The organism is Mesorhizobium sanjuanii (assembly GCF_002529485.1).
GTDB classification, from domain to species: Bacteria; Pseudomonadota; Alphaproteobacteria; order Rhizobiales; family Rhizobiaceae; genus Mesorhizobium; species Mesorhizobium sanjuanii.
Genome location: NZ_NWQG01000173.1, coordinates 13,847 through 38,635, shown reverse-complemented (window position 1 = coordinate 38,635; position 24,789 = coordinate 13,847). Strand labels below are relative to the sequence as shown.

Sequence of the window (24,789 nt, the reverse complement as noted above, 5' to 3'; positions counted from 1 at the left end):
GTAATAAACTGCCATTATGCAGAGACGCGAAATGTCGGACCAGAACAGCCGGGAGAAGACGATGCGCAGTCGCGAAGAGGTGTTGCAGCAGCTCAGCGGCTTGCCTGTTGGCAGCGCACCCATCCTGATCGTCGGCGGCGGCATCAACGGCATCGGCCTTTATCGCGATCTTGCCCTGCAGAAGGTACCGGCCGTCCTGATCGACAAGGGCGATTTTTCATCCGGAACGAGCGCCGCGCCGTCGCGTCTTGTCCATGGCGGGCTGCGCTATCTTGAAACGGGCGAGTTCGAGCTCGTGCGGGAATCCGTGATCGAGCGCAATCATCTGCTCAGGAATGCGCCGCATCTGGTGAAGCCGATCCCCGTCTGGGTTCCTGCTTTCAGCTGGCTCGGCGGCCTGTTCTCGGCAGGCCTCCGCTTCCTGAAGCTCAAGAAGACGCCTGGCCCCAAGGGCATTCTCGCCGTCAAGCTCGGCCTCCTCTTCTTCGATCGTTTCGGCGGTGCCAGCCAGACCATGCCCCGGCACCGGCTGGTGCCGCGCGCCGAAAGCCGAGGCAGGATGCCGGGGCTGTCGGACAAGGTGTGTGCCGTTGCCGAGTACTACGATGCACGTCTTCTGCATCCGGAGCGCCTGGCCCTCGAACTGATCAAGGACGCAGAGCGGGACTGTCCGCAGTCCCTCGCCATTCCCTATGTTTCGCTTGAGGAAACCCGCGACGGCGTCGTTCGCCTGAAGGATGGCATCACCGGCGAGATGTTCGCAATGTGCCCGCGGCTTGTGGTCAATTGCGCGGGCGCCTGGGCCGACGAGGTCGATCGCCGGCTAAATATCGACAAGCGCCTGATCGGCGGCACGCGCGGATCGCATCTCATCATGCGCCGGCCCGATCTGGCGCGGCAGTTGGGTGATGGCATGCTCTACTTCGAAACCAGGGATTTGCGGGCCTGTCTGGTCTACGCCCTCGACTCGAAAAACATCCTCCTCGGGACCACTGATATCCGCGCCAACGACCCAGAGGCCGCCAGTTGCTCCGATGAGGAAATCGACTACCTCTTCGACGTCCTGGAACAGGTGCTGCCCGGCGCCAGAGGTCAAAGGTCGGAGATCGTCTTTGCCTATGCCGGCATTCGTCCCCTGCCCTGGAGCGGCGACACCACCACCGGCGCGATCAGTCGCGACCATGCGCTGCACGAATTCGAACCACGATCGGATCGCCCCTTTCCCGTCCTGACATTGGTCGGCGGCAAATGGACGACCTACCGCGCCTGCGCGGAACAGGTATGCGACGCCGTCCTCAAACGCCTCGACCTCAGGAGATCCGGCAGCACGCTCTTGCAAGCCATCGGTGTCGCGCGCGATTTTCCCACGGACGAGATCGGACGAGACCGTGCTGTGGAAGACATAGTCAACGCATCGGGGCTGGAGTCCGCGCTTGTGGCGAAGCTCTTGCGCCGCTATGGCGGCGCGGCCGGCCAGGTCTCCGCCATGGTGGCGGACGGCGGACGCCAGGCGCTCGGGCGCGATGGCCCGTATCACGAAGGCGAAATTCGCTGGATCGCGCGAAACGAGCGCGTGACCCGGCTAGCCGATATCGTTTTGCGCCGCACGCTGCTTCCATTCGAAGATGCAATCACAGCCGATACCATCACTGGCATTGCCGCGATTGCCGCCAGCGAACTGGGTTGGGACGAAGCGCGGCGGGCCGAGGAGGTCAAGCTGACCACGAGCCTGCTGACGCAGCATCATCGGGTCAAGTCGCTGGTCGCGGCATCTCCGCACGTTGACGTTTTTTGAGACATACGAAAGGCACCCACGACATGACGCCCGAAACAAAGCCGCTGGTTGCCGGCAACTGGAAAATGAACGGCCTGCGCTCGTCTCTCGACACATTGAAGACCATCGCCAGCGGCGCCGCGGCCTTGGTCGGCAAAACGGACATGCTGATCTGCCCTCCGGCAACCCTGCTCCGGGAGGCGACATCGCTGTGTTCAAGGACGGCTCTCCGGATTGGTGCGCAGGATTGCCATTCTTTGCCGTCGGGTGCTCATACGGGGGAAATATCCGCGGCGATGGTAGCGGATTGCGGGGCCACTTTCGTCATCGTGGGGCATTCCGAACGTCGTGATTTTCAAAGCGAGACCGATGCCATCGTTCGCAGCAAGGCAGCCGCGGCACACGCCGCAAGACTGGTCGCGATCGTGTGCATCGGCGAAACAGGAGCGGAGCGGCAGTCGGGTGAAACCCTGAACGTCCTGAAGCGGCAGCTTGCTCACTCCGTTCCCGATGGCGCCACCGCGACCAACACGGTGATCGCCTATGAGCCCGTCTGGGCGATCGGAACGGGGCTTACGCCGACAACGGACGACATTCGTGAAGCCCATGCTTTCATGCGCGCCGACCTCGTGTCCCGTTTCCCAGGCAACGGCACAAACATGCGGATTCTCTACGGCGGTTCGGTCAAGGCCTCCAATGCTGCCGAACTGATGGCGATCGTCAATGTGGACGGCGCGCTTGTCGGAGGCGCGAGCCTGAAGGCCGACGATTTTCTCGCCATCGCCGGGATCTACGGAAGCCTTTGAGGCTGGTCGCCAGAAGACGACGAAGCAGGAACGAATATGGTCACCATTCTTGACAGAACCAATCCAGCCGCGGCAACAACGCGGCCACGGCATCCGGAAAAGGCCCACAGGCCCGACACGGAAATGCTGAAGAAGCCGGACTGGATTCGCGTCAGGGCATCCATGTCGGCGCGTTATCACGAAACCCGCTCGATCGTGAAGTCGCACAAGCTCGTGACCGTCTGCGAGGAGGCCGGTTGCCCCAACATCGGCGAATGCTGGGACAAGAAGCACGCAACCTTCATGATCATGGGCGAGATCTGCACCCGCGCCTGTGCCTTTTGCAATGTCGCGACAGGTCGGCCCAACGCGCTGGACATGGCCGAGCCACAAAATGTTGCCCACGCTGTCAAGCAGATGGGCCTCAGTCATGTCGTCATCACGTCGGTCGACCGCGACGATCTGGACGATGGCGGCGCGGAGCATTTCGAGAAGGTCATCTTCGCGATCCGCGCGGCCTCGCCGCAAACGACCATCGAAATTCTGACCCCGGATTTTCTGAGGAAGCCCGGGGCGCTGGAGCGCGTCGTCGCGGCCAGGCCGGACGTCTTCAACCACAATATGGAAACCGTGGCGTCCAACTATCTGACCGTTCGTCCCGGCGCGCGATACTTTCACTCCATACGGCTTCTGCAGCGAGTGAAGGAACTTGCCCCGACCATGTTCACCAAGTCCGGCATCATGCTGGGCCTCGGCGAGGCGCGCAACGAAGTGCTGCAGTTGATGGACGACCTGCGCATCGCCGACGTCGATTTCCTGACCATCGGCCAGTACCTCCAGCCGACGCGTAAGCATCACAAGGTAGAGGCCTTCGTGACGCCGGAAGAATTCAAATCCTACGAAACAATCGCCTACAGCAAGGGTTTCCTGATGGTGGCCTCAAGCCCACTGACGCGCTCCTCCCACCATGCCGGCGAGGATTTTACCCGGCTGAGGGCGGTGCGCGAGAAGAAGGTGCTGGCTGCCGGAATCGCGGCCCGGGAAAAGGCCTGATCAGCCCGCTGCCCGGATCGTCTGCCACTCCATCACAGAGCCGCCTGCCGCCGTGGCTTCAAATCCCTGACCGATGCCCGCGGGAAAGCAGCCGCTTCCATGCCCGGTTTTCTTTCGCCACGCCGCGCCATGCGATGCATCAGTGCTGCGAGCGCTGCGTGCGTATCGCGGTAGAAGTCGAAAACCTCGCCATACTGCTCATTGCGACGCATATCGGGTTCGACGACATGATCTTCGGCGACCATGCTTGCGGCGGCCTCCGCGAGACTGTCGTAGAAACCAGCGCCAACGGCTGCGGCAATTGCCGATCCAAGGGCGGTCGCTTCCAGAACCTTCGGAACGACGATCGGAATGCCGCAGACATCGGCATGCATCTGCATCAGGAACGGGGTGCGCGTCGCGCCGCCGCAGATCACCATGGTTTCGACGGCGACATCGTGGCGGGCGAGCGTGCGCAGAATGTTTTCGGTGCCATAGGCGATCGATTCCAGCAGCGCCCTCAGCATATGGGCCGGCGTGTGCTTCAGGGTCAGCCCCCAGAGCGCGCCCTGAAGATCATAGTCGATATAGGGGTTTCGGTTGCCCTGCCAGAAATCGAGCGCGATGAGGCCGTCGGCGCCAAGGGGAATATCCCCTGCCTCCCGCAACATCCGCGCATAGGCGTCGGGTCCCGACCCCACGAGCTTTCCCATGTGATCGTGCCACCAGCGGATGATCGAGCCGGAGGAGACCTGCCCGCCCTCCATGACGAAGAGGTTCGGCACGACGCAATCGGGATGCGGACCGAAGATGCCGGGAACCTCGATGTCCTTATCCGTCATGGGGAGGACGAGATGGGACGAACCGGTGATGAAGGCGGTCCTGCCCGGCTCGCACACGTTGAGGCCCACCATTGCCACATAGGCATCCGTTCCGCCGGCCACCACCTTCGTGTAGGGAGAAAGGCCCATGGCGTCGGCCGCCTCCGGCGCGATCCGGCCGATGGAGGCGCCCAGTGGCAGGATCTCGTCAGGGAACCGACCCGTAATATCGCCGAGTCCGATCTTGCCGTAGAACTCTTCCGGCCAGCCGCCACGGCGTCCGTCGTAGAACCAGCGGTTGGTGATCTGGTTGAGGCCAAGGGTCAGCCTGCCGGTCATGCGGAAAGCAAGATAGTCGGCCATTTCGACGAACCAGCGCGAGCGTTCGTAGATCTCCGGCCGGTCTTCCTTGATCCACAGGATTTTTGGTATCATCCATTCCGAACTGACGCCCAGTCGCGAGCGCCGGAGCGCCGCGTCGTTTGTCTCCATCATCCGCCGCGCCTGGGGCGACGCCCGATTGTCCATCCAAAGGATCGCCGGCATGGTTGGCTTTCCGTCCCGATCGAGCGCCACCAGCGTACTCGACGTACCGTCGGCCGAAATGGCCGAGATGTCGGCCGGGCTGATGCCCGACATATGGACGGCCTGACGCACCGCAAGGCAGGCGGCGTGCCACCAGTCGGCGGGCGTCTGCTCGGCCCAGCCGGCGCGAGGGAACGTCGTCTCGTATTCGTGGGTCGCCATGGCAACGACCTTGCCATCGAGATCGGCAACGATCGCGCGCGCGCCTCCCGTGCCGCCGTCGAGGCCAATGAAGTAAGCAGACTTTTTCATCGGCTCCTAAGCTCCCTGCATGGGCGACGACGACCGGTGCCCGAACTGCATCGCCACAGCGACGCCAACCAGCAGCAGCACACCCTTGATGATCTGGCGCTGATAGTCGGCCCAGCCGAACATGGCGCTGCCGCTGACGAGAACCGACAGCAACAGGATGGCTGTCGTCGTGCCGAGCACATTCGGTTTGCCGATCCGCAGCATCAGGCCGCCCAGCAGCACCGCCGTCAGCCCGTCGATGAAATAGGAGGAGCCGATCATGGGCTGGCCGGACGACAGGCTTGCCGCCAGCAGAACGCCGGCGATCGCCGAACAGATGCCGGATAAGACAAAGAGAAAGAGAAGGAGGCTGCGGGCTGCGATCCCCGCCTCGTTGACCGCTTTCTCGTTCTGCGCCATGGCGAAGATATAGTGTCCGAAGGTGAGCTTCTCCTGCGCGTACCAGGAGATCAGGTAAAACAGCGCGGCGATGACCGCGATCACCGGCACCGGGCCCCAATTCGTGAAAAGCAGGTCGCCGAGAAGCCCCGCATCAGCAATGCGGATCGACGTTCCCTTGCCAAGTGCTGCCGCGATCGAGGCGCAGATGCCGCCGCTGGCGATGGTGACGATCAGCGCCGGAATCCCTAGGATCGCGATCAGGGTGCCATTGAGCAGGCCGGCCACGGCGCCGACGGCGACGCCGCAGATCGCCGCCAGCGTCCAGCCACTTCCGCTCGCCAGAAGCCAGGCCGTCGTCATGTTGCCGAGGGCCGCGATCTGCATGAAGCTGACGTCGATCTTGCCGGCAGCAATTACCCATGTGAGCCCGAGGATCATGATCGCCATCAACGCTGAGGAGCGCAGTATCGTCGCGATATTGGAGCTATCGAGCAACTGCGGTCTGAGGAAAGCGAAGACGGCGATCATGACAAGCAAGGTCGCAACCAGCCAGTAGCGCCCTATAATGCGATTGATTGCCTTCGAGTGCCGGCGTTCCGCGACGGCATGCGTGGAAATGACATCCGTCATGAACGTTTCTCACTGGCTGATGTGACCGGCTGGATGAACGAGGCCAGATCGCTGAAGAGCTGGCGGACCCGGGCATCGAACAGCACCACGCCGGTAAGCAGGATCGCACTGACGACACCGTCGCTGTAGTAGTAGGGCACGCCGAGAAGCGAGAAGCCGTCCAGCAGCATGGTGATGAGCAAAGTGCCGGCCAGCGTCGCCAGAACCGAGGTGCCGCCCAGAAGCGCGGCGCCGAGGAAGACGCCGGCATAGGCAGGCATCAAGAGGGTCGCGCCCTTGTTCGTGTCGGCCGTTCCCGATTCGGCAAGAATGAGCACAACGGCGAAGACCGAGGTGACGGCGCAGATGACGAAGGCCATCATCGTGTAGGTCCGGACAGGGACGCCCGAGAAGTAGGCCGAGACAGGGTTCTCGCCGGTTGCATAAAACGAGGCGCCGTAGCGCGTGCGGTGCATGAACACCCAGGCCACGGCGTAGAGCGCGATCAGGAAGAAGAACGAGACGCTGTAGCCGAAAAGGCGAGCATCGTTGAGATCCAGAATGCCCGAGGTGACGAAGTTCTGGAAGATCGTCCGCCCCTGGGAATACAGGAACGCCAAGCCTCCGGCGATCGAACCGGTGGCAATGGTGGTGACGATGTCGGGCAAGCCGAAATAGCTGATTGCCATGCCGTTGAAAGCGCCGACGACGGCGGCGGCCAGGACGCCCACCATAATGCAGAGCCAGAGGTCATGGCCTCCGGCAATCATGTAGCCGATGGTCATGGCCGAGAAGCAGGCCGTGCCGGCAAAGGAAAGATCGAACTTTCGCACGATCACCACCAGGGTGAGGCCGAGGGCGGCCAGCCCGTTTGCGGCCATGTGCCGGGTGACGGCCGATATGTTCTGGGTGGACAGAAATCTCGGCTCGACCGCCGTGAAGGCGGCGCCGAGTATGAAAACCAGTGCGGCGAAAGCCAGCAGCCGGGCAGTCCCGGCGGGCAAGATCCCGTGTCTAGGCATGAGTTGCGTCTCCCATGATGCCGGCCATCAGAAGTTCGTTGCGGGTGAAGACCCTGTCGACCGGGACGACCTGCCGCCCTTTGTAAAGTGCGAAGGCGCGATCGGAGATACCATGCGCCTCGTCGCAATCCGTCGACATGACGATCACGCCCGACGTCTTGGCGAGTTCGCGCATCAGCCCATAGAGCTTCGCCCTCGCACCGATATCCACACCGACCGTCGGCTCGACGAAGATATAGACATCCGCGTCGGCGAAGAGGCCCTTCGCCACCACGATCTTCTGCTGGTTGCCGCCGCTGAACCCGCTTACCGGCATCGTAACATTTGCCGGGCTGAGCGTGACCCGGGCAGCGAACTCCTCGCTCTTGCGCCGATTGGCCGAACGCTTCAGAAAGCCGGCAAAGCTCGAGGCGCGGCCGAGATTGGCAAGCGTGATGTTGAAGATCGAGGATTGCTGCAGCGACAATCCTTCGACACGGCGGTCGCCCGGAACAAGGAATATCCCTGCCTTCAGGGCTTCGGCTGGTGACTTCGGGCTGACTTCCCTGCCGTTCAGTTCGACAGAACCCGCATCGGTCGCGAGCGCGCCGTAAAGCACCTTCGACAACTCGTCGATACCGGAACCGACGAGGCCGAAAACGCCGAGAATTTCGCCCCGTCGCAACTGGAAGCTGACATTGGAGAACAGCCGCTGATGCCGCAGATTGCGGACGTCCAGTACGAGTTCGCCCAATTGCGCCGGTTCGGCCTTTTCCGGAAAGACGGCACCGAGCGTTTCGCCGAGCATCAACTCCGCAAGCGACAGGTTCTTGTCGCGAACCTGCTGCGGCGTCATCGTCGAAATCATCCGCCCGCCGCGAAACACGGAAAACCGGTCCGCGATTTCCATGACCTCTTCAAGTCGGTGGGTGATGTAGAGAATTGAGATGCCGCTGGCGCGCAGCGTGTTCATAAGGCGGAAAAGCACTTCCTTTTCCACTTCCGTCAGCGTCGACGTCGGTTCGTCGAGAATGAGAATGCGAATGTGATCGCCGGCGATCGCCTGCAGGATCGCGATGATCTCGCGCTCCACCGCCGACATGTCCTCGATGCGGCGTGAAAGATCGATCTCGACCGGGAAACGCGACAGAAGCTCGTCCCCGCGGCGTTTCAGAACGCTCCGGTCGATGCCGGAAAGGAAGCTCGCGCGCGCGGATTCGCGGCCGAGAAATATGTTCTCATAACCGGTGAAATCGGCGACCAGTTCGGGATGCTGCTGCACGGTGGCAATGCCGCAGCGAATGGCATCCTTGGGGTTGTGGCAATCGATCTCGCGACCATCGACTTCGATCACGCCCTTGTCCTTGACGTAAACCCCGGACAGGATCTTGATGAATGTCGATTTTCCAGCACCGTTGACGCCGAGAAGCGCATGGACCTCGCCCTTCTCCAGCACGAAATCGACATCGTCGAGCGCGTTGATCCGTCCGAACCGCTTCGAAACCGCCTTGGCGCATAGTGCGGGAACCGTCATCGCCCCCTCCTGAGCTTGCATTGTCACATCCCGTCGAGGACCAGCGCGACCCTTTTGAGCCGCGCCGACCTTTCGCCATCAGACCGCGCGAACCCATCCGAGTTCGGCGCCACGGCCGGGAACGTCGAAGTCGTCCGGAATGCTGTCCTTCAGCATCGACTGATCGACGGCATAAGTCGGCGTCACGACCAGTCGCGGCGTCTTTTTGCCTTCCAGATGCTGATGCGCGTAGAACACGGAGAGATAGGCCATCTCGTAAAAGCTCTGCGCCATGGAGAGCTTCAACTGCGAGGGAGCAGCGATGTAGCTGAAGGCCTGCGAGCCGCCGTCGATACCCGTGATGATGAGGTTCGGCCGGTCCGCGGCGCGGGCGGCCAGCGTGCCTTCGACAGCCGCGCCATCCCAGGCGCACCAGATTGCGTCGATATCGGCATTCGCCGTCAGAATGTTGTCGACGGCCTGGCGTGGGGTCACGTTGCCGGCAAGCGCAAAGGCCCAGTCGGTAACGATCTTGATGTCAGGATAGCGGCGCAGCGTCCATTCCATGCCGAGCGTGCGCTGGTCCCAACTTTCGTTTTGCGGCAGGAGAACGCGCGCGATGCGACCCTTGCCTTTCAGTTGCTTGGCTATGTAGTCGCAAGAGTATTCACCCATGCCGAAATTGTTCGACATCGAGGTAGTGTTCACGGCCACGCCCGGCACGGCGCTGTCGGCGCAGAAGACCGGGATGCCGGCGGCGATGGCGCGCTGGACGGCAGGCGCGATCGCGACGGCGTCCGCCGGCGTGATGAACAGCGCTTCCGGCTTCGAAGCGATCAGCGAGTCGATCTGGTCGGTCTGGGTCTTGGCGTCGAAGCCGGCATCCGTGGTGGTCAGCGTGCCGCCGAGTTCCTTGACGGCGGCGTTGAAGCCGTCCTGGAGATGGCGGCCGGAATCGTAGGTCGTCCAGCCGAGCGCCGCCGCGAACTTGCGGTCCGCCGCTTGCGCGCGAGCGCCGGTCGAACCAAGATATTGCGCGGCGATGAGCGCTGCCGTTCCGCCGAGCATTGCGCGACGGGAAAGTCCAAAGTTCAGATCGTCGAAATTCATGTCTATCCTCCCATGTGAAACATTTGCCGTTGAATCCCGGGCATCGTCCTGATGCCCGCGGACAGTTTTCGCCTTCGCCACCGTCAGTGCCGAAGGACGTTCCTCGCAGACCCCTCCACGCTTGCGGCCATCGATACGCGCCGCACCTCCGGCAGCACCGAAAGCCACGTCCGATAGGCATCCGAATATGCGGGGGCGAGGTTCTGCACCGGATAGATCGTCCGGTTGATTTTCGGCGGCTTCAGCACATCGCCGACGCTGGCACCGGTGGCGGCGATCATGCCCAGGCGCGCCGCGCCGAAAGCGGCGCCAAGTTCGCTTGCTTCCGGCACCCTGAGCTCTACGCCAAGACATGTGGAAACCATCGACAGCCAGATGTCGGACCGCGAACCACCGCCGATCGCCAGCAGCCTGTCGATCGAGGTGCCGGTCGAACGGAAGGCTTCGGCACATTCCAGAAGCGCAAAGGCGACGCCCTGCAGCACCGCACGGGTCAACTCTTCATCGCCTGACGAATGCTGCAGGCCGATCAGCGCGCCACGAATTTCCGCATCGCTGCGCGGCGACCAACACCCGTCCAGGAAGGGCACAAACACGACAGGGCTCGGTGCATTGATGACCGTGCCGAGTTCGGCGATCAACTCCGCCGCCGGGCGTTTAACCAGCCGCGACAGCCAATTGACGCAGGACGTCGCGGACAGGATGACCGACATCTGGTGCCAGACACCGGGAACGGAATGGCAAAGCGTTTCGATGGCGTGCTCGTGGCTGGGTCGCGCATCGTGCATGGCCACGAAAAGAACCCCGGAGGTTCCCAGCGATACCGTGCCTTCACCCTCGTGGACGACGCCCGTCCCGCAAGCGCCGCACGCATTGTCGCCACCTCCGGCGGCAATCACCGGGCGCCCCGGGATGCCCCATCGATCCGCCAGTTCGCGGCGCAATTGCCCGGTCGCTTCGGTCCCTTCGTAAAGTCGCGGCATCTGCCTGCGCTGCATGTTCGTTGCGTCGAGCAGACGATCGGACCAGTCGCGCGCTGCGACATTCATCCACATCGTGCCGCTTGAGTCGGCCATGTCGGAGGCCTTGTCGCCGGACAGCAGGAGACGGATGTAGTCCTTTGGCAGCAGCACATGTTCGACCTGCCTGAAAACCTCGGGCTCGTTGTCGCGTATCCAGGCAAGCTTTGTCGCGGTGACGCCCGGTGTCGGCTTTCGTCCGGCGATGCTGCACACATCGGGCACACGCATTTCAAGGTCGGCGCACTGCTGTTCGGTCCGGGTGTCGTTCCACAGGATAGCGGGACGCAAGGGCCTGTCGGACGCATCCAGCACCGTCGCGCCATACATCTGACCCGACAGGCCGATGCCATGGACGCTGGCCAGCGCGGATCCATGCCGCGCGGCGAGGCCATCCAGACTTTCGCCGACCGCATTCCACCACAGATCGGGCTGCTGTTCCGACCAGCCGCGATGCGGTCGCGAAATGTCGAGCGGCCGGGAGCTTTGCTCCCCTACGAGCTTCTGATCGTCATCGATCAGAACAGATTTCACGCCCGATGTACCCAGATCGATCCCGAGATACATGATATTCTCCTCCCTTGCCGGTCTTTGAGGCGCCCTGCGTTCCCTTGCCTTTCCTGCCCGTCACGTCCTGTCAGCGATGGCGGTGTCAGCCCGCCATCTGCATTCGCTTTCCCTCCAGGAAGCGATCGATTGCGTCTATTTCGGATTGCGTCAGCCTGAGGCCGAGCTTGCTCCTGCGGAAAACGATATCGCTCGCCGACCGCGCCCATTCCTCGCGAACCATGTAGTCCACTTCAGCTTCGGTCAGTCCCATTCCGAAGCCGATGCCCAGATCGGCCCAGGATCGCGCCCGCCCGAGAACCTTGTTGGCGCGCGTGCCGTAGTAGCGGAACAGCCGGGTCGCATCGCGCTTGCCAAGAAACGGATATGCCGCACGAAGGGCCTTGACCCTTTCGTCGAAAGAGTCGATCGGGAAATCGCCGCCGGGCAAGGGCTTGCGCCCGGTCCAGCCAGCGTTGGCCGCCGCGGCCCTTGCCTTGTCCGCCGGGAGATGGGCGACCACTTTCTGCATGACGGATTCGGCAAGCCGGCGATATGTAGTGATCTTGCCGCCGAAAACCGACACCAGGGCGGCGCCATCCGCGTCGTCGACCTCCAGCACATAATCGCGTGTCGCCTTTTGCGCGGCGCCTCCGCCGTCATCGTAGAGCGGCCTGACGCCGGAATAGCTCCAGACCACGTCGGAAACGAGAACCGGCCGTTGGAAATAGCGACTGGCGGCACGGCACAGATATTCGATCTCTGCGTCGGTGGCCCCGACATTCGCCAGGTCGCCGGCGAAATCGCGATCGGTGGTGCCGATCAAGGTGTAGTCGTCCTCGTAGGGAATGGTGAAGACGATGCGGCCGTCGCCATTCTGAAAAATGAAGCAGCGATCGTGCGCGTAGAGCTTCGGTACGACGATGTGGGAGCCCTGGACCAGGCGGACCTTGCCGCTGGCGGGGCGTCTTGCGCACAGTTCGACAATGTCATTGGCCCAGGGACCTGCGGCGTTGACCACCACGCGTGCCCTGACGGTCTTCTGAAGATCGCCGGCGGCGATCTTCAGCGACCAGCCGTCCGACCTTCGCGAAGCGGCGACGCAGGACGCATGCGTATCGATGACGGCACCCAGTTCCTCGGCGGACCTGGCATTCATGACGACAAGTCGATTGTCCTCGACCCAGCAGTCCGAATACTCATAGCCGACCGAAAGCGATGGAATGAGACCTTCACCGACGCAGCTCTGCTGAAACCTTACGACGGATGTCGGCGGCAGGCGCTTGCGGCCACCGATGTGGTCGTAGATGAACAGACCGAGCCTGAGCAGCCATCTGGGCCGCATCCCCGGCAGGTGTGGCAGGACGAACCGCAACGGACGCACGAAGTGCGGGGCGATGCTCCACAGCGTCTCGCGCTCCTGCAGGGCCTCGCGAACAAGACGAAATTCATAATGTTCGAGGTAGCGCAGGCCACCATGCAGAAGCTTTGTCGATGACGACGATGTCGCGCCGCCGAGATCGCCCTTTTCGCAGAGATAGACCTTGAGGCCACGCCCCGCCGCATCGCGCGCGATGCCGCAACCGTTGACGCCGCCGCCAATGATGGCCAGATCGAAAACCTCAGCCATGCGCCCGCTCCCGTCCCTGCATGGATCTGGTGGCAAGCAGACGCCCGGCAATTTCCACGAAGCCGCCACCGCCGCGGCGCCCTGCGACGAAGGCAGGCAGGGCGGTGCCGTTGTCGCTGAAGTCGCGGACATTGGCGACGCCGCAGGAATTGGGAAAAAACGAAAACATCGGCCCGTCGTTCGGGCTGTCGCCGGCAAATACGACGCGCTCCTTTTGGGCATCGAGATCGAAGCCAAGAATGTCGGCGGCGAAAATACGGCTCATGGACAGCTTGTCATAGTCGCCGAACCAGCCGTTCACATGGATGGACGAGAGTTTCGCCACCGCACCTTCTTCCTCGAAGATTTCGAGGATGCGGTGGACGTCACGGGGGTGCAGCGGCTTCACGTCCTCGCACACATCGATGGCGAGATCCGCCTCGCGGTAGAGCTGGTCCGAGGCAATGCCGGCTCCGGGCACCTCGCGCAGAATGCGTTCCCTCAGCCGGTCGAGCTTCGCACGGTTCGCCCTGCGTTCGGCATCCGTTGCAAAGAACCGCTGGCGCATTTTCCGGGCCGAACGGTCATAGGAGAAATAGAGGGCGCCATTCTCGCCGACGATCCCGGCAACAGGCCAGAAACGGGCGATCATATCGCACCATCCGGCGGGGCGGCCCGTGATCGGCACCACATCGAAACCCGCCCGCGCCAGTTGTTCGAGTGCCGCGTAGGCATCCGCCAGAAGCTGGCCTTCGGTGGTCAGCGTGTCGTCGATGTCGGTGAACACCGTCGTGACCTTCGACAGCGTCGCGTCGGAAAGCTCACTGAGGGGCCGCATCAGCACTCCTCCTCGATGAACTGATCGAGAATGCCCATGTCAGCGGCAAGGTCGAGCATGGAATAGCGGTTTCGAATCTCCTTCGAAGAGCGTACGGCGTCGCGATACAGGTCGCGGTCCATGCCGATCTCAGAAGCTGTCGCACCGCCGCCGGCGGCGCGAAGATGAGCGGCAAGGATGGCAGAGGGAATGGCCATTGCCTTGAGCCGGGGGCGCAGGACCGGCCACAGCCTTTCGAGATCGGCATTGAACTGGTCAGCCCGCGCGGCGTCCATCACCTTGGCACGCGACGCCTGGAGACAATCTTCGACGGCGGCAGCGGGGTAACGGGCCCGGATATCCATCTCGTCGAACAGGCTCGGGCGCACTGTCGGCGCGGTTTCGCTGCCGAGGATGATTTCCTGCAGCCGCGCCATCGTAACCGAGGCAACGCCGACCTGCTGGCCGTGAACAGTTCCGGGGTGGCGCTCGCCAGCGAAGCTGTCGATCCAGTGCGAAATCTGGTGTTCGCCCATGGAGCCCGGATGGCTCATGCCTGTGATGGTTATGCCGAAACCGCCGAGCGTCAGGATGCGATGCAGATATCCGATCGCTTCATGGTCCCGGCGCCCCAGGCCTTGCGAACGCGCCAGGATCGCTTCTTCATCGTCGGCCTGCAGCACATAGGGCGACGTGGCGTATTCGGTGCCCAGCAGCATATGGGAAAAATACCAGTCCACCTGCGCCGTGGAGCGGCACAAACTGTCGCCGAATCCGGCCGCGATCAGATATTGCGGCGCGGCAGCGCTTACCGCGACATCCAGGAAAACGCCCTTGGCCGCGTGCGCCGGCTTTGTCGTCTTCAGGCCGCTGTCGAGCGTGATCGACGCGGTGGTCGATGTATAACCGTTCATCGACGGGGCCGTGCCAAAGACGCTGTAGGCGCGGCCGTCGCATGCGGTGGCGTATTTGCAAAGATCGTTGATGGTGCCCGAGCCGACCGCGATCAGCGCATCGACATGGCGCGTCCGCTCGCACAGCGCCGTGACCTGCCCCTCGTCGGCGTGAGGATGGTCGAGAACGAACACCGAGACCCGGCCGCCGAGGCTGCGGGCAATGGTATGGCCGTAAGCATCATATGTGTCCTGGTCCGCTACTACGCCATAGGTTCGGGCGGGCATGTTCCGCTCAATGAGATCGGCTTCCGCCCCAAGGAGGCTGTCTTCGATGGTCACCGTCTTGAACGGGATTTCCGCCCTCAAGCCGGTGTCCGGATTGACCCAGAGTCCGGCGGTCACATCCTCGATCAGATGGTTCCACCCGCGCCGCGCCAAAGGGCTGGGAACAGCGCCCGCCGAATTGTGCATTTTCCCCTCCCAAAGCAATGGTGGCAATTTTCACGTGCCAGTGCAAAATGTCAATGGCTTTTTTTGACATGCCTTGGCAAATGCCAGAACCGCGATGTGAGGGAATTTCCACGACTGGACTTGCCGTCAAAAAACTGGCAATCATCCGCGCGGGGAGACTTATCGAATTCAATGCGCGCGCCCAGGGCTGCCGACAAAACCGAGAGGCGCAAGCCACCGCCACCCATGCAGTTCGGCGCTGATCAGGCGCTTTGGGCGGCATGGCTCTATTACGAAGAAGGTCTGAAACAGGACGAGATCGCCGAGCGCCTCGGCATCTCTCGCGCCTCGGTGTTCAACCTGCTGCAAAAAGCGCGTGAAGAACGCATCGTCACGATCACCATCGATCCGACGCGCCTGGAGCGCGCGGATCTTTCCGTGGAGCTGAAGGAAAAAGGCGGCTTGCTCGAATGCTACGTGCTTCCGGCAGGTGGGTCGGCCGCAGCATTATACGATCGGATCGGCCTGCTTGGCGCACGCATCCTCGAACAGAAGATCGAGGATGACGACGTCATCGGCGTCGCCTGGGGACGCACGGTCATGTCCCTTTCAAAGGCGCTTTCGCCCGCCAACAAACCCGGCGTGACCGTGGCGCAGGTGACCGGGAGTTCGATCGCGACCTACGACTTCTCCCCGGAATTGTGCACCTCCAACATTGCGGCCCGGCTCAACGCGCGATGCGTCAATCTGCACGCACCAGGCGTCGTCTCCAATTCGAACATGAAAACGCTGCTGATGCAGGAGCCCATCATCGATCAGCATTTCAAATTGCTGCGCCAATGCACCAAGACGCTGTTCGGCGTCACCCATCTGAGCGGGCCCACGCTTCTCGAGGACAGCGGAGTGATGACCGAGGAGTTGCTGATGCAATATCAGAACAGCGGCGCCGTCGGGTTTGCTTCGGGCTACTTCTTCGACCCTGATGGCAGAATTGTTCGGACGGGGTTCGACGACCGCCACATCGTCATGCCGATCGAGGACTTCATTAAGGTCCCGCAGCGCATCTGCATCGGCGGCGGCATCGAGAAGATAGCGGCCATCCAGGGAATGCTGAAAGCCGCACTCGCAAATGTGCTGATCACCGATCAGGAGACCGCCCGCAGCCTATGTGCCCGCCTGCGCTGAGGCCGATGCGTAGGGCGCGTAATCCCGGTCGGGGCGCAAAGCCATCGAGCCGCAAGGTTGCCCCCCGAAGCCAAAAGTTCTATAATGAATTCAACTCTTTAATGAAAAGCCGATGGTACCGTTGGCTGGGATCGCTCTTCCCATAAAATCATTGTTTTTCTTCTGCTTTTTCCGCTTCGTTGACTCGATTTGTATCACAATAGGTAGCACATTTCTGGCGACGGCCTGGCCCTACGTGAACCGCGAAGCAACGTCCTCACGCAATTTCGACCCGCCTGATGTTCTGGATCATTACCTTCCGCCAAGGCCGATGTTCTTTATTCCGATGCCCGGAGGATTTACTAGGAACATGGGTTTCGTTGACGTTTTCGTGTGCCAAGATCAATGTGTCCCGGATCATTCCGCAACGGCCAACGGGCGTAACTTGGCGAGCCTGATTTCCACCTCACCGAGCGAGGTCAACGAGGGCATTTCGATCAGCGAGCGCTGCGAGTGTTCAAACTATGGCCACCGCCAGAAGCGCATGTATGCAGCGCTTGTATACGACAGGACTTTGTCGCTAATTTAGTAGTGCGGGCTTAAGGGATGTCGACGCATCAGCGGCTGACTCGGCTGCAACGGATGATGAAGTCAATTGCAATGCTGGATCGCAATGCATGATCTCACTTCGGGGACTTAGTCGTTTTCGGAATGGCAACAACCCGCATGAGAAGCAATAGGCCGACGGGCGTGGCTCGACTCAAGTCTCAATGTTGGAGTGGCATTTGCGGAATCGCAGGTTCTGCGATGCTGACATTTCCAACACTCGCTGCGGATGCGACGCCGCATTCCATTTGGGAGTGGGGCAATTTGACCGGCGACTGGTCCGGTGCACGAACAGCGCTCAGCGATCGCGGGATCACGCTTACACTCGACTACGTAAGCGAAGTGATCGTGAATTTACGAGGCGGGCTTGATCGCCAGACTACTTACGAAGGCCGTCTAGAAGCTTCGGCGGACTTCGATTTCGACAAGCTTACGCACTGGCGAGGCGGGTCAGCGCATGTGACGGTCTATCAGATCCACGATGTGAACCAAAGGAACGCGGCTGACAGCGTCGGAAGCCTTGGCGACCCTAGCAACATCGACGCGTTGCCCACCACACGTCTTTTTACGGCCTGGGTTCAGCAGGAGTTTCCCAATAATAACTCGTTTCGGATAGGCCAATTGTCAGCCGATGAAGACTTTTCGGTAATGAAGTCAGCAGGCAACTTGCTGAATGGAGCTTTTGGCTGGCCGGTTCTAAACGGGGCAGATATGACGAGCGGCGGCCCCGCATATCCGCTCGCCACCCCAGGCGCCCTGGCGGTGTTCTATTTGCAGCCGGATGTCGTTCTTCGTGCCGGGGTATTCAGTGGGAATCCAGCTGGGAACGATTGCCAGGACGACCCGCAGGTTTGTAACCGGCATGGAACCACATTCAGCACTAGCGGCGGTGTGCTGCTGATGGGGGAACTAGCCTACGAGATCAACCAGGAAGACGGGGCCGGCGGTCCCGCCATCGCCCTTAAGATCGGCGGTTGGTACCATACGGGCAAATTTGCAGACCAGCGGTTCGGCCGCGACGGTGTCGGCAACGTTGTATCGTTGGCAAATCCCAGCGTGGTTGAACCTCTTACGCACCGAGGCGATTGGGCGTTATATGGCCTGGTGGACAATACGTTTTTCACTTCTGGTCAGATGAGTGTCAGTGCGTTCCTGCGGGGGCAGGTGGCACCTTCCGACCGCAACCTTGTATCATGGGGGGTGGATGCCGGTATCGCTATCGAGGGTCTCTTCGAAAATCGGAAGGACGACACACTGACCATGGCTGTAAGTCATTCTCGCATTAGCGCCAGGGCGGCCGGCCTGGATAGGGATACATCCGCTGGTTCAGCCGGCTATCCGATCAGGGATGCCGAGACGGTTTTTGAACTGAATTACTTCGTCGCGGTCTCGCCTTGGTGGTCAATTCAACCCGACATTCAGTATGTTGTTCATCCCGGCGGAAATGTTCCTGATAAAACGGGAAAGCAAGCTGTCAACGATGCGTTCCTGGTAGGCGTGCGCAGCTCGATCAGTTTTTAGCATCAGGGAGCGGGCCTAAACCATCATGCGAGGCGCTGCGTGTAGCTTGAACCGGGCTCCCGTCGCGTTCCGCGGGTACACCCAGCCCGCGCGGGATCTCGATCTGCGATCCTGTATTTGGATCGGAGACAGGCTTGCTGTTTACGCCGTCGCCGCCTGAGGTTGTGTCGGCCGCCGTGTCGCCGGCACAAGTAAGGCAAGGGTAAACGCTAAGATCATGGCACAAGCCAGCATGGCCCACGCCTCATTAATGGCTTGGGTGAGCGCCGCCTTTTGGATAAGCGGCTGCACGATGGCTTCGACGGCGGGGTCGATATGCTTTGAAACGGGGCCTGTCACGAATCCGGGTGGCAGACCGATGAGCGTCGCAATCTTGCTGTCACCTGCCAGGAGATCCTCGCCAAGGTTTTTCGCAATCGTTGGAGATCGTCCCCAAATGACCGTGTCGATCAACGCCAGGCCGATGGCCCCGCCAAGATTTCGCATGAGATTGAATAAGGCGCTGGCGTCAGGGAGATTTTCTGGTGGAATGTCGCCAAGCGCCAGCCGGGTAGGAGGCAACAGGCATAGCATGATGGCGGAGCCACGGATGACCTGTGGCCAAAACATGCCATCGAAGTCTGTCCCGGTCGTAGAGAAAGCACTCATCGCCAGGCCCGAGCCAAAAACCGCGAACCCAAACATGGATAGAACTTTCGCGGAGGTGCGCGGCTCCAACCAGACAGCGACAGGCGATGTCGCCATTTGCGTGATGCCAGTGACGAGCATGATGAGCCCGATGGTCAGCGAGCCGTGATCGCGTACGAAAGACAGAAAGACGGGCATCAGATAAACCGAGCCGTATAGTCCCATGCCAAAGATGAAGCTCAGTGCGCAGCCGAGGGCAAAGCTCCGCTCGCGGAAGAGGTGCAGGTTCAGGACTGGCGATCGCTGTCTTAACATGCGGACTCCCAGGGTAACGCCTGCTGCTAGACTGAGGACCAGCAGGAGCGGGGTAGGTCCTTGGAGCCAGCCGAGGGTAGGCGCCTCCTTCAGCCCGATCTCCAAGGAGGCCAGGCAGGTTGCCATAAGAGCCAGACCCACGACATCCAGAGTGCGTAGCAGCGATCGGTCCAAGTTTTCTTTCGCCAGCATCGTCATGCCCAAGGCACAGGCGATGATGCCTGGAGTCACATTGACCAGAAACAGCCAATGCCAAGAGGTCGTCTCTGTAATCCAGCCGCCAGCTACCGGGCCGACGCTCGGCGCGAGGACCGCCAGCATTCCAGCGATCATTGTCGCAATCCCCTGGAGATGTATGGGGAACAGCAGGAAAACGGCGGAGAATACAAGCGGGATAAGCATTCCGCCGGAAAAGCCCTGCAATATCCGCCAGGCGATCAGGGTCTCGAATCCGTGGCTTGCCGCGCAGCCGATCGAGGCAACTGTAAAGACGCCGACGCCCACCGAAAACAGGATGCGCACCCCCAAGGCGCGTGTCAGAAATCCGGTCAGCGGGATCGCTATCACCTCGCTGATCAGATAGGCGGTCTGCACCCAACTCATCCGATCGTCGCCGATGCCAAGAGCAGAGCGGATTACCGGCAGCGCAGTCGCGACAATCTGCACGTCCAGCACGGCCATGAACATGCCGAGGCACATCGCAGCAAAGCCTACCCAGGTTGCGAATTGGACCCGGACCGGTTCGTTGTCGGTCATAATGCGCGACCGTCTGGCCTCGGACGTGCAATGCCGAGAGCAATGTTCTCAGCCGGGATGCGCACAAACAGGATAGCCGCATTCAAAGCGGAAAATATCAGGGCATACCAGCCTAGATGGAAAGCCATCGGCAGCAGTGCAATCTCGGCGACGACCACCAAATAGTTGGGATGCGAGATCACCGCGTACGGTCCGCGCACGACCAGAGGCGAGTTCGGCAATATGATGATACGGGTCGTCCAGCGTCGTCCCAACGTCGCCAGGATCCAAATCCGAAGGGGTTGGACGGCGAGATAGGCGAGCAGGAACCCCACGTCGACGGGACGGCCCGGCGCCAGCCACCACAATCCCCCGAGCCAACTTGCGTGAAGTATAACCAGGAACGGGTAATGAGCGGGCGCCGCTTCCCACGCGCCTTTGTCGAGAAGCCTCTTTGTGTTGTGATGGGACAGGATCAGCTCTCCAAGCCGTTGGAGAGTGACCAATGCAAGGATCAGAACCGCTTCCATCGTCATGTCGCCCGCACGAGAGACACACATGATGCGGTGAAGCCCGGTCCCATGGCCAAAAGAGCGGTCCGCTTCGGCAGTCCCTCGGCAATTGCCCTCGCCAGAACGAACAGGACGGTTGGCGCCGACATGTTTCCGAAGTCGCTTAGCACCGTTCTCTCGTGATCAAGCGATCCTTGGTTTAATTTCAGCGAGCGCTCAATTGCAGTTACCACCTTCGCCCCTCCAGGATGGCAGATGAAGCGTCCGATGTCGGCCGTGCCGAGCCCTATGCGTGCCAAGACACCTTCCACCGCCGGGCCCAGGTTGGTCGTGGCGAAAGCCGGCAGATTCGGTGCAAGCAGGACGCCAAATCCCACGGGATCCATGTTCCATCCCATGATGCCGAGAGTATCCGGCCACAGATGTTCGCCTGCGCCGTCGATCATTGCGATGCCTGCCTGACCAGAGCGCAGGACACACGCTGCGGCGCCGTCACCGAAGAGCGCCGTGGAAATCACGTTGGTCTTGTCAACAAGGTCCGGACGAAAGGCCAGAGAGCACAGCTCGAGAGACACCATGAGGACTGTCGACCCGGGCCGAGCCGCAGCAATGCGCGAAGCAATGGCCAGGCCACTCACGCCGCCGGCACAGCCCAGGCCGAATACCGGAACGCGTTCGATATCGGGCCGGAATCCCATCTGTCGATGCACGACTGCGTCCAGGCTCGGTGTCGCGATCCCCGTGGAAGAAATGAAGACAACGACATCCACGTCATTTGCCACGCATCCTGCGGCGTCGAGCGCCTTGTTTGCAGCCTCGACGAACAGACGGCTACCTTCCTCCATGTACACAGCAGTGCGCTCAGGCCAACCCCGCGGTTCGAGATACCAGGCAACTGGGCGCGCGACGTGCCGCTCACGTATGCCAGTGTTGGCGAAGACGCGTGCCATACTCGGTGAGCGCTCGAAAATATCCGTGAAAAGGCGTTGCGCCATCGCGGCTACTTCTTCCTGCCCGACTACATACGGTGGAAGCGCCGTGGCCAACGAAAGCAGGCCGACGAGGTGGCCTGCGGCGGAGGCGCCAGCCGAAATATCAACGTCGTGCTGCAAGGGTGCGGTGAAGTCAATCCTGTTAAGCATGGTACCACAACGACCCCAGTCGCCAACTGCAGCGCTGGACGTCGTCCTCAATCCGGGTTTCATCACTCCAGCGAAGCCCGGGCATATCTTCGTTATGCGCGATAGATATCTTCCCGCCTTCACAGAAGATCAATAAATAGCCAAGTCGAAATATAAATTGTACGCTATACCTTGGTTTTAATTGCCAGATAACTGTTCAACCAATATATACCTTTGTATAGATTGGCCTTGCGATTGCCGCGGTGGCATATCTGCGCCTGCGCTTTGCCTAGCGCCCACCGGGCCAAGTCGCGGGCCACGGTGGCCATAGACGGCGCTTCCCATGTCGTCATGATATCCCATCCAAAACAGGTGGCTTCACTGATCAGGGACGCGGGCAGCGCAAAATAGCCGATGGCCGATGGCGGGGAGCGAGCCGGCCGTCCCGTCGGCCCGAGCTGCCCCGACGTCCATCCAGCATCAGTCGAACGCGGGCGGTCCCAGGGCATGCGGTAAAGTTATGAACAAGGATCTTGACCATGACATCGAGCCCACCTCATCTCAGTGGCCTCCAATGGGATGTGCTGACCGTCACGCGGCCGGGGCTTACCCGCGATCTGCCGCCGGGCAAGGAGGACCTGGCGTGGGTGGCAAACTCCTCGACGCTGATCCATGGCACGCGCGACGCGGTGCTGGTTGATACGTTCCTGACAATAGAGCAGTCACGCGCGCTGGTGGACTGGGTTGCTGTCAGCGGCAAGAAGCTCACCACCATCTATGTGACGCATGGTCACGGGGATCACTTTTTCGGCTTGGCGGCATTGCTGGGACGCTTCCCGGAAGCACGCGCCGTCGCAGCGCCAGAGGTGGTTGGGGCCATGCGCAGCCAGCTGACCGAGGCGTGGCAGAAAGACTTCTGGCGCCGCCTCTTCCCCAACCAAATTCCGGAGCATCTGCGCGTCGCCGATCCGCTTGAGAGCGGCACGATGGACTTGGAGGGTCACAAGCTGGATGTTGTGGACACCGGCCGCACGGACACCGCCCATTCCACCGTCCTGCATGTGCCGTCGATCGGCCTGATCGTTGGGGGCGATGTGGTCTACAACGGCGTCCACCCGTATCTCGGCGAGACCAATACCGAAAGCAGGCTCGAGTGGATTGCCACGCTGGACAGGCTGGCTGCCCTGAAGCCGAAGGCGGTGATCGCGGGCCACAAGGTGCCGGCGAACAGGGACGACCCAAGCATCGTCGCGGAGACGCAACAGTATCTGCGAGATTTCAATCGCCTCGACGCGGTCACGTCCAACGCACGAGAACTCTATGACGCGATGCTGGCGCTGTATCCGGGTCATGCAAATCCCGGTTCGCTGTGGGGCGGTGCAAACAGGGCCAAGCAGCGCAGCTAGGACAGACGGGCGACGCCACTTGCCACAGGCATTGACCAGCCGGGGCTTTTGTCGTGCCAGGTTTCCCTAAATGGCGTGTGCCCTGCACGAGCGGACATCAGGACGCGACACGATTCATCAAAATCTGCGGACCTGCGCAGGCTGTGTATCGCCCTTGAAGATCAGAGGTGACGTCGACAACGCGCATGCGTCCGGACACTGGGGCGGCGCCAGCACGTCGCTCGGACCAATCGAGACAAGCAAACGTTTCAGGCTCTTTTGAGCGCCCGACGGATGTCGTTGGCGAATTCCTTGATCGTGAAGCCATCGGGCAGCGAGTCGATCAGGACGAGGTCGGAGATGGCGTTGCGGACACGCAGCGGCGCGATCGCCTGATATGCGGCTGAATTGTACCAGGCGCTCGCAGCATCGCGGCTTGGGAACTCCATCAGCACGACCGAGCCCGGCCAGGCTCCCTCGAGTACGTCGACTGAGCCCTGCGCCAGCCACTTACCGCCATAGGGTGCAACGGTAGCCTCGACCTGCTCGAGATAGGACAGACCTTCACCGTTGGGTACATCGCCAGGGATTCGCAGATGGTTGATTAGATAGGTCGACATGGAAAATCCTCAATGGAACGCCTGATGTCGCGGCAACGAAGAAGAAGAGGGCGTGCGACATCGCCCTCGCACCGCTTCCAGATCACTCCGGACTGATATCTGGCCAGTCGTTTGGAAATTTCGCGAGTACCGTCTCTTCCATGACGTGCTTCCTTGGCACTGTGTTAGGCACCCCCCAAACACGGCGACCGGCACCGGTGGTCGGCTCGCCGGGATGGAGCTCGCACCGGAAGGGGTGCGACCCTCACCATCGGTACGCCCGCACACGGCACGGATCAGGTATTGACCGACGCAAGGAACGCCGATGCCTGGGTGCCGCCATACTTGCAAAAGCAGACGCAAGGGTCTTTTGAGAACGCCGCTGTGATTTCAATATTGCCGCCCACAGGGGGCAGAAATAACCGACCGATCGGTGCCCCCATTGCTGCGACCGCATTCGTCATGGCACGGCCAGTCATCAACAGTCTTTCAGACAAAAGCCTAGCGGTTAGAGAAAATACACTAGGCGGGTTGGGGGTTATTTTTTTACCCACCAACGCGGTTTGTCGTTGGCACCACCGCTGACTCCAGGGAAGGACCATACCCATGAACATCAAAGCTATCTGTCTCGGTGCCGCAATTGCGCTTTCCGCGTCTGGCGGCATTGCACTTGCCGGCACTCTGGATGATCCGGACACCATGAAACCGTTCTTTACGGATGCCAGCATGAAAACCATGAAGCCGCTGGAGGAATTCAAGCACGTATTCATGGCTATGCCTGCCGAAAAGCAAGAAGCGATGAAGAACGAGTGCAAAGGTATGGAGCAGCCATACACCGCCTTCTGCGCGAATGTGAATACGCTCGGTGGCCATAACTAAGGCCCAGTCAGTCACGCTCAACACCGGCCGCCGCGGCGTGGAAGACCAAGCCGCCTTGGGACATGGTCGCCAGCAACGACTAGATCACCAATCCCGACATCGAGCGCTTCCACCATGTGAGCGCC

Annotated in this window: 21 protein-coding genes; 7 read left to right on the top strand and 14 right to left on the bottom strand. The window is 61.2% G+C overall.

The genetic code is table 11. From position 1 onward, the window contains the following. Positions 1-61 precede the first annotated feature (61 nt). Genes CN311_RS23570 through lipA form a run of 3 tightly spaced genes read left to right on the top strand, consistent with a single transcriptional unit; the run spans position 62 to position 3,612 of the window. Positions 62-1,795, top strand: coding sequence for a glycerol-3-phosphate dehydrogenase/oxidase (locus CN311_RS23570; RefSeq protein ID WP_097576086.1), 1,734 nt, complete (start codon positions 62-64; stop codon positions 1,793-1,795). A gap of 23 nt (positions 1,796-1,818) precedes the next feature. Beyond that, positions 1,819-2,580: a triose-phosphate isomerase gene (gene tpiA, locus CN311_RS23565; protein ID WP_097576083.1), complete on the top strand. Its 762-nt coding sequence runs from the start codon at positions 1,819-1,821 to the stop codon at positions 2,578-2,580. A gap of 36 nt (positions 2,581-2,616) precedes the next feature. Next, positions 2,617-3,612, top strand: a complete 996-nt coding sequence (gene lipA / locus CN311_RS23560) for a lipoyl synthase (protein WP_097576082.1) — start codon at positions 2,617-2,619, stop codon at positions 3,610-3,612. 32 nt (positions 3,613-3,644) lie between these two features. On the opposite strand, the gene CN311_RS23555 is transcribed toward lipA, so the two are convergent. The 9 genes from CN311_RS23555 to CN311_RS23515 form a co-directional block, all read right to left on the bottom strand. Then, the gene (locus tag CN311_RS23555) at positions 3,645-5,249 is read right to left on the bottom strand and encodes an FGGY-family carbohydrate kinase (protein ID WP_097576081.1); all 1,605 of its coding nucleotides are present in this window, start codon (positions 5,247-5,249) and stop codon (positions 3,645-3,647) included. Between the two features lie 6 nt (positions 5,250-5,255). After that, positions 5,256-6,260, bottom strand: a complete 1,005-nt coding sequence (locus tag CN311_RS23550) for an ABC transporter permease (protein ID WP_097576080.1) — start codon at positions 6,258-6,260, stop codon at positions 5,256-5,258. Beyond that, positions 6,257-7,261: an ABC transporter permease gene (locus CN311_RS23545; protein WP_097576079.1), complete on the bottom strand. Its 1,005-nt coding sequence runs from the start codon at positions 7,259-7,261 to the stop codon at positions 6,257-6,259. The genes CN311_RS23550 and CN311_RS23545 overlap by 4 nt, the downstream gene beginning before the upstream one ends. After that, positions 7,254-8,774, bottom strand: a complete 1,521-nt coding sequence (locus CN311_RS23540; protein WP_097576078.1) for a sugar ABC transporter ATP-binding protein — start codon at positions 8,772-8,774, stop codon at positions 7,254-7,256. The genes CN311_RS23545 and CN311_RS23540 overlap by 8 nt, the downstream gene beginning before the upstream one ends. A 78-nt stretch (positions 8,775-8,852) precedes the next feature. Continuing rightward, on the bottom strand, positions 8,853-9,863 hold the full coding sequence (locus CN311_RS23535; RefSeq protein WP_097576077.1) for a sugar ABC transporter substrate-binding protein: 1,011 nt from the start codon (positions 9,861-9,863) through the stop codon (positions 8,853-8,855). Positions 9,864-9,946: 83 nt separating this feature from the next. Beyond that, positions 9,947-11,449 (bottom strand): xylulokinase, encoded by a 1,503-nt coding sequence (gene xylB / locus CN311_RS23530; RefSeq protein WP_097576076.1) that lies wholly within the window; start codon positions 11,447-11,449, stop codon positions 9,947-9,949. A gap of 85 nt (positions 11,450-11,534) precedes the next feature. Continuing rightward, positions 11,535-13,058: a glycerol-3-phosphate dehydrogenase gene (glpD, locus tag CN311_RS23525; protein ID WP_097576075.1), complete on the bottom strand. Its 1,524-nt coding sequence runs from the start codon at positions 13,056-13,058 to the stop codon at positions 11,535-11,537. Continuing rightward, positions 13,051-13,875, bottom strand: a complete 825-nt coding sequence (locus CN311_RS23520; RefSeq protein ID WP_097576074.1) for an HAD-IIB family hydrolase — start codon at positions 13,873-13,875, stop codon at positions 13,051-13,053. The genes glpD and CN311_RS23520 overlap by 8 nt, the downstream gene beginning before the upstream one ends. Further along, positions 13,875-15,221 carry a sn-glycerol-1-phosphate dehydrogenase gene (locus CN311_RS23515; RefSeq protein WP_097576073.1) on the bottom strand — a complete coding sequence of 449 codons (1,347 nt, stop codon included), beginning with the start codon at positions 15,219-15,221 and terminating at the stop codon, positions 13,875-13,877. The genes CN311_RS23520 and CN311_RS23515 overlap by 1 nt, the downstream gene beginning before the upstream one ends. On the opposite strand from CN311_RS23515, the gene CN311_RS23510 reads away from it, so the two are divergent. Together CN311_RS23510 and CN311_RS23500 are read left to right on the top strand one after the other, a co-directional pair. Continuing rightward, positions 15,216-16,385, top strand: coding sequence for a sugar-binding transcriptional regulator (locus CN311_RS23510; protein WP_165779812.1), 1,170 nt, complete (start codon positions 15,216-15,218; stop codon positions 16,383-16,385). The two genes, CN311_RS23515 and CN311_RS23510, sit on opposite strands and share 6 nt — an antisense overlap. Positions 16,386-17,171: 786 nt before the next feature. Beyond that, complete coding sequence (locus CN311_RS23500) at positions 17,172-18,491, top strand: carbohydrate porin (protein ID WP_165779811.1); 1,320 nt, start codon at positions 17,172-17,174, stop codon at positions 18,489-18,491. Between the two features lie 141 nt (positions 18,492-18,632). Here CN311_RS23500 and CN311_RS23495 read toward each other — a convergent pair whose 3' ends face one another. Genes CN311_RS23495 through CN311_RS23485 form a run of 3 tightly spaced genes read right to left on the bottom strand, consistent with a single transcriptional unit; the run spans position 18,633 to position 21,822 of the window. Next, positions 18,633-20,189, bottom strand: a complete 1,557-nt coding sequence (locus CN311_RS23495) for a DHA2 family efflux MFS transporter permease subunit (RefSeq protein WP_097576069.1) — start codon at positions 20,187-20,189, stop codon at positions 18,633-18,635. Beyond that, positions 20,186-20,704, bottom strand: coding sequence for an isoprenylcysteine carboxyl methyltransferase family protein (locus tag CN311_RS23490; RefSeq protein WP_097576068.1), 519 nt, complete (start codon positions 20,702-20,704; stop codon positions 20,186-20,188). Before CN311_RS23490 ends, CN311_RS23495 begins: the two co-directional genes overlap by 4 nt. Further along, complete coding sequence (locus CN311_RS23485) at positions 20,701-21,822, bottom strand: type III polyketide synthase (RefSeq protein ID WP_097576067.1); 1,122 nt, start codon at positions 21,820-21,822, stop codon at positions 20,701-20,703. The genes CN311_RS23490 and CN311_RS23485 overlap by 4 nt, the downstream gene beginning before the upstream one ends. Positions 21,823-22,340: 518 nt before the next feature. Between CN311_RS23485 and CN311_RS23480 the strand changes: the two genes are divergently transcribed. Beyond that, positions 22,341-23,207: an MBL fold metallo-hydrolase gene (locus CN311_RS23480; RefSeq protein ID WP_097576066.1), complete on the top strand. Its 867-nt coding sequence runs from the start codon at positions 22,341-22,343 to the stop codon at positions 23,205-23,207. A gap of 248 nt (positions 23,208-23,455) precedes the next feature. Here the strand turns inward: CN311_RS23480 and CN311_RS23475 are convergent, their stop codons facing one another. Together CN311_RS23475 and CN311_RS33065 are read right to left on the bottom strand one after the other, a co-directional pair. Further along, positions 23,456-23,806, bottom strand: a complete 351-nt coding sequence (locus CN311_RS23475) for a DUF1330 domain-containing protein (protein WP_097576065.1) — start codon at positions 23,804-23,806, stop codon at positions 23,456-23,458. A gap of 275 nt (positions 23,807-24,081) precedes the next feature. Then, positions 24,082-24,249 carry a hypothetical protein gene (locus tag CN311_RS33065; protein ID WP_208866568.1) on the bottom strand — a complete coding sequence of 56 codons (168 nt, stop codon included), beginning with the start codon at positions 24,247-24,249 and terminating at the stop codon, positions 24,082-24,084. Positions 24,250-24,391: 142 nt separating this feature from the next. Between CN311_RS33065 and CN311_RS23470 the strand changes: the two genes are divergently transcribed. Continuing rightward, entirely contained in the window at positions 24,392-24,664 is a 273-nt protein-coding gene (locus CN311_RS23470; protein WP_097576064.1) for a hypothetical protein, read from the top strand. Positions 24,665-24,789: the final 125 nt, after the last annotated feature.

What these genes read in the sequence shown, in the direction of transcription:
- CN311_RS23570 (WP_097576086.1), top strand. Translation starts at nt 62, where the DNA reads ATGCGCAGTCGCGAAGAGGTGTTGCAGCAGCTCAGCGGCTTGCCTGTT.
- tpiA (WP_097576083.1), top strand. Translation starts at nt 1,819, where the DNA reads ATGACGCCCGAAACAAAGCCGCTGGTTGCCGGCAACTGGAAAATGAAC.
- lipA (WP_097576082.1), top strand. Translation starts at nt 2,617, where the DNA reads ATGGTCACCATTCTTGACAGAACCAATCCAGCCGCGGCAACAACGCGG.
- CN311_RS23555 (WP_097576081.1), bottom strand. Translation starts at nt 5,249, where the DNA reads ATGAAAAAGTCTGCTTACTTCATTGGCCTCGACGGCGGCACGGGAGGC.
- CN311_RS23550 (WP_097576080.1), bottom strand. Translation starts at nt 6,260, where the DNA reads ATGACGGATGTCATTTCCACGCATGCCGTCGCGGAACGCCGGCACTCG.
- CN311_RS23545 (WP_097576079.1), bottom strand. Translation starts at nt 7,261, where the DNA reads ATGCCTAGACACGGGATCTTGCCCGCCGGGACTGCCCGGCTGCTGGCT.
- CN311_RS23540 (WP_097576078.1), bottom strand. Translation starts at nt 8,774, where the DNA reads ATGACGGTTCCCGCACTATGCGCCAAGGCGGTTTCGAAGCGGTTCGGA.
- CN311_RS23535 (WP_097576077.1), bottom strand. Translation starts at nt 9,863, where the DNA reads ATGAATTTCGACGATCTGAACTTTGGACTTTCCCGTCGCGCAATGCTC.
- xylB (WP_097576076.1), bottom strand. Translation starts at nt 11,449, where the DNA reads ATGTATCTCGGGATCGATCTGGGTACATCGGGCGTGAAATCTGTTCTG.
- glpD (WP_097576075.1), bottom strand. Translation starts at nt 13,058, where the DNA reads ATGGCTGAGGTTTTCGATCTGGCCATCATTGGCGGCGGCGTCAACGGT.
- CN311_RS23520 (WP_097576074.1), bottom strand. Translation starts at nt 13,875, where the DNA reads ATGCGGCCCCTCAGTGAGCTTTCCGACGCGACGCTGTCGAAGGTCACG.
- CN311_RS23515 (WP_097576073.1), bottom strand. Translation starts at nt 15,221, where the DNA reads ATGCACAATTCGGCGGGCGCTGTTCCCAGCCCTTTGGCGCGGCGCGGG.
- CN311_RS23500 (WP_165779811.1), top strand. Translation starts at nt 17,172, where the DNA reads ATGCTGACATTTCCAACACTCGCTGCGGATGCGACGCCGCATTCCATT.
- CN311_RS23495 (WP_097576069.1), bottom strand. Translation starts at nt 20,189, where the DNA reads ATGACCGACAACGAACCGGTCCGGGTCCAATTCGCAACCTGGGTAGGC.
- CN311_RS23490 (WP_097576068.1), bottom strand. Translation starts at nt 20,704, where the DNA reads ATGACGATGGAAGCGGTTCTGATCCTTGCATTGGTCACTCTCCAACGG.
- CN311_RS23485 (WP_097576067.1), bottom strand. Translation starts at nt 21,822, where the DNA reads ATGCTTAACAGGATTGACTTCACCGCACCCTTGCAGCACGACGTTGAT.
- CN311_RS23480 (WP_097576066.1), top strand. Translation starts at nt 22,341, where the DNA reads ATGACATCGAGCCCACCTCATCTCAGTGGCCTCCAATGGGATGTGCTG.
- CN311_RS23475 (WP_097576065.1), bottom strand. Translation starts at nt 23,806, where the DNA reads ATGTCGACCTATCTAATCAACCATCTGCGAATCCCTGGCGATGTACCC.
- CN311_RS33065 (WP_208866568.1), bottom strand. Translation starts at nt 24,249, where the DNA reads ATGACGAATGCGGTCGCAGCAATGGGGGCACCGATCGGTCGGTTATTT.
- CN311_RS23470 (WP_097576064.1), top strand. Translation starts at nt 24,392, where the DNA reads ATGAACATCAAAGCTATCTGTCTCGGTGCCGCAATTGCGCTTTCCGCG.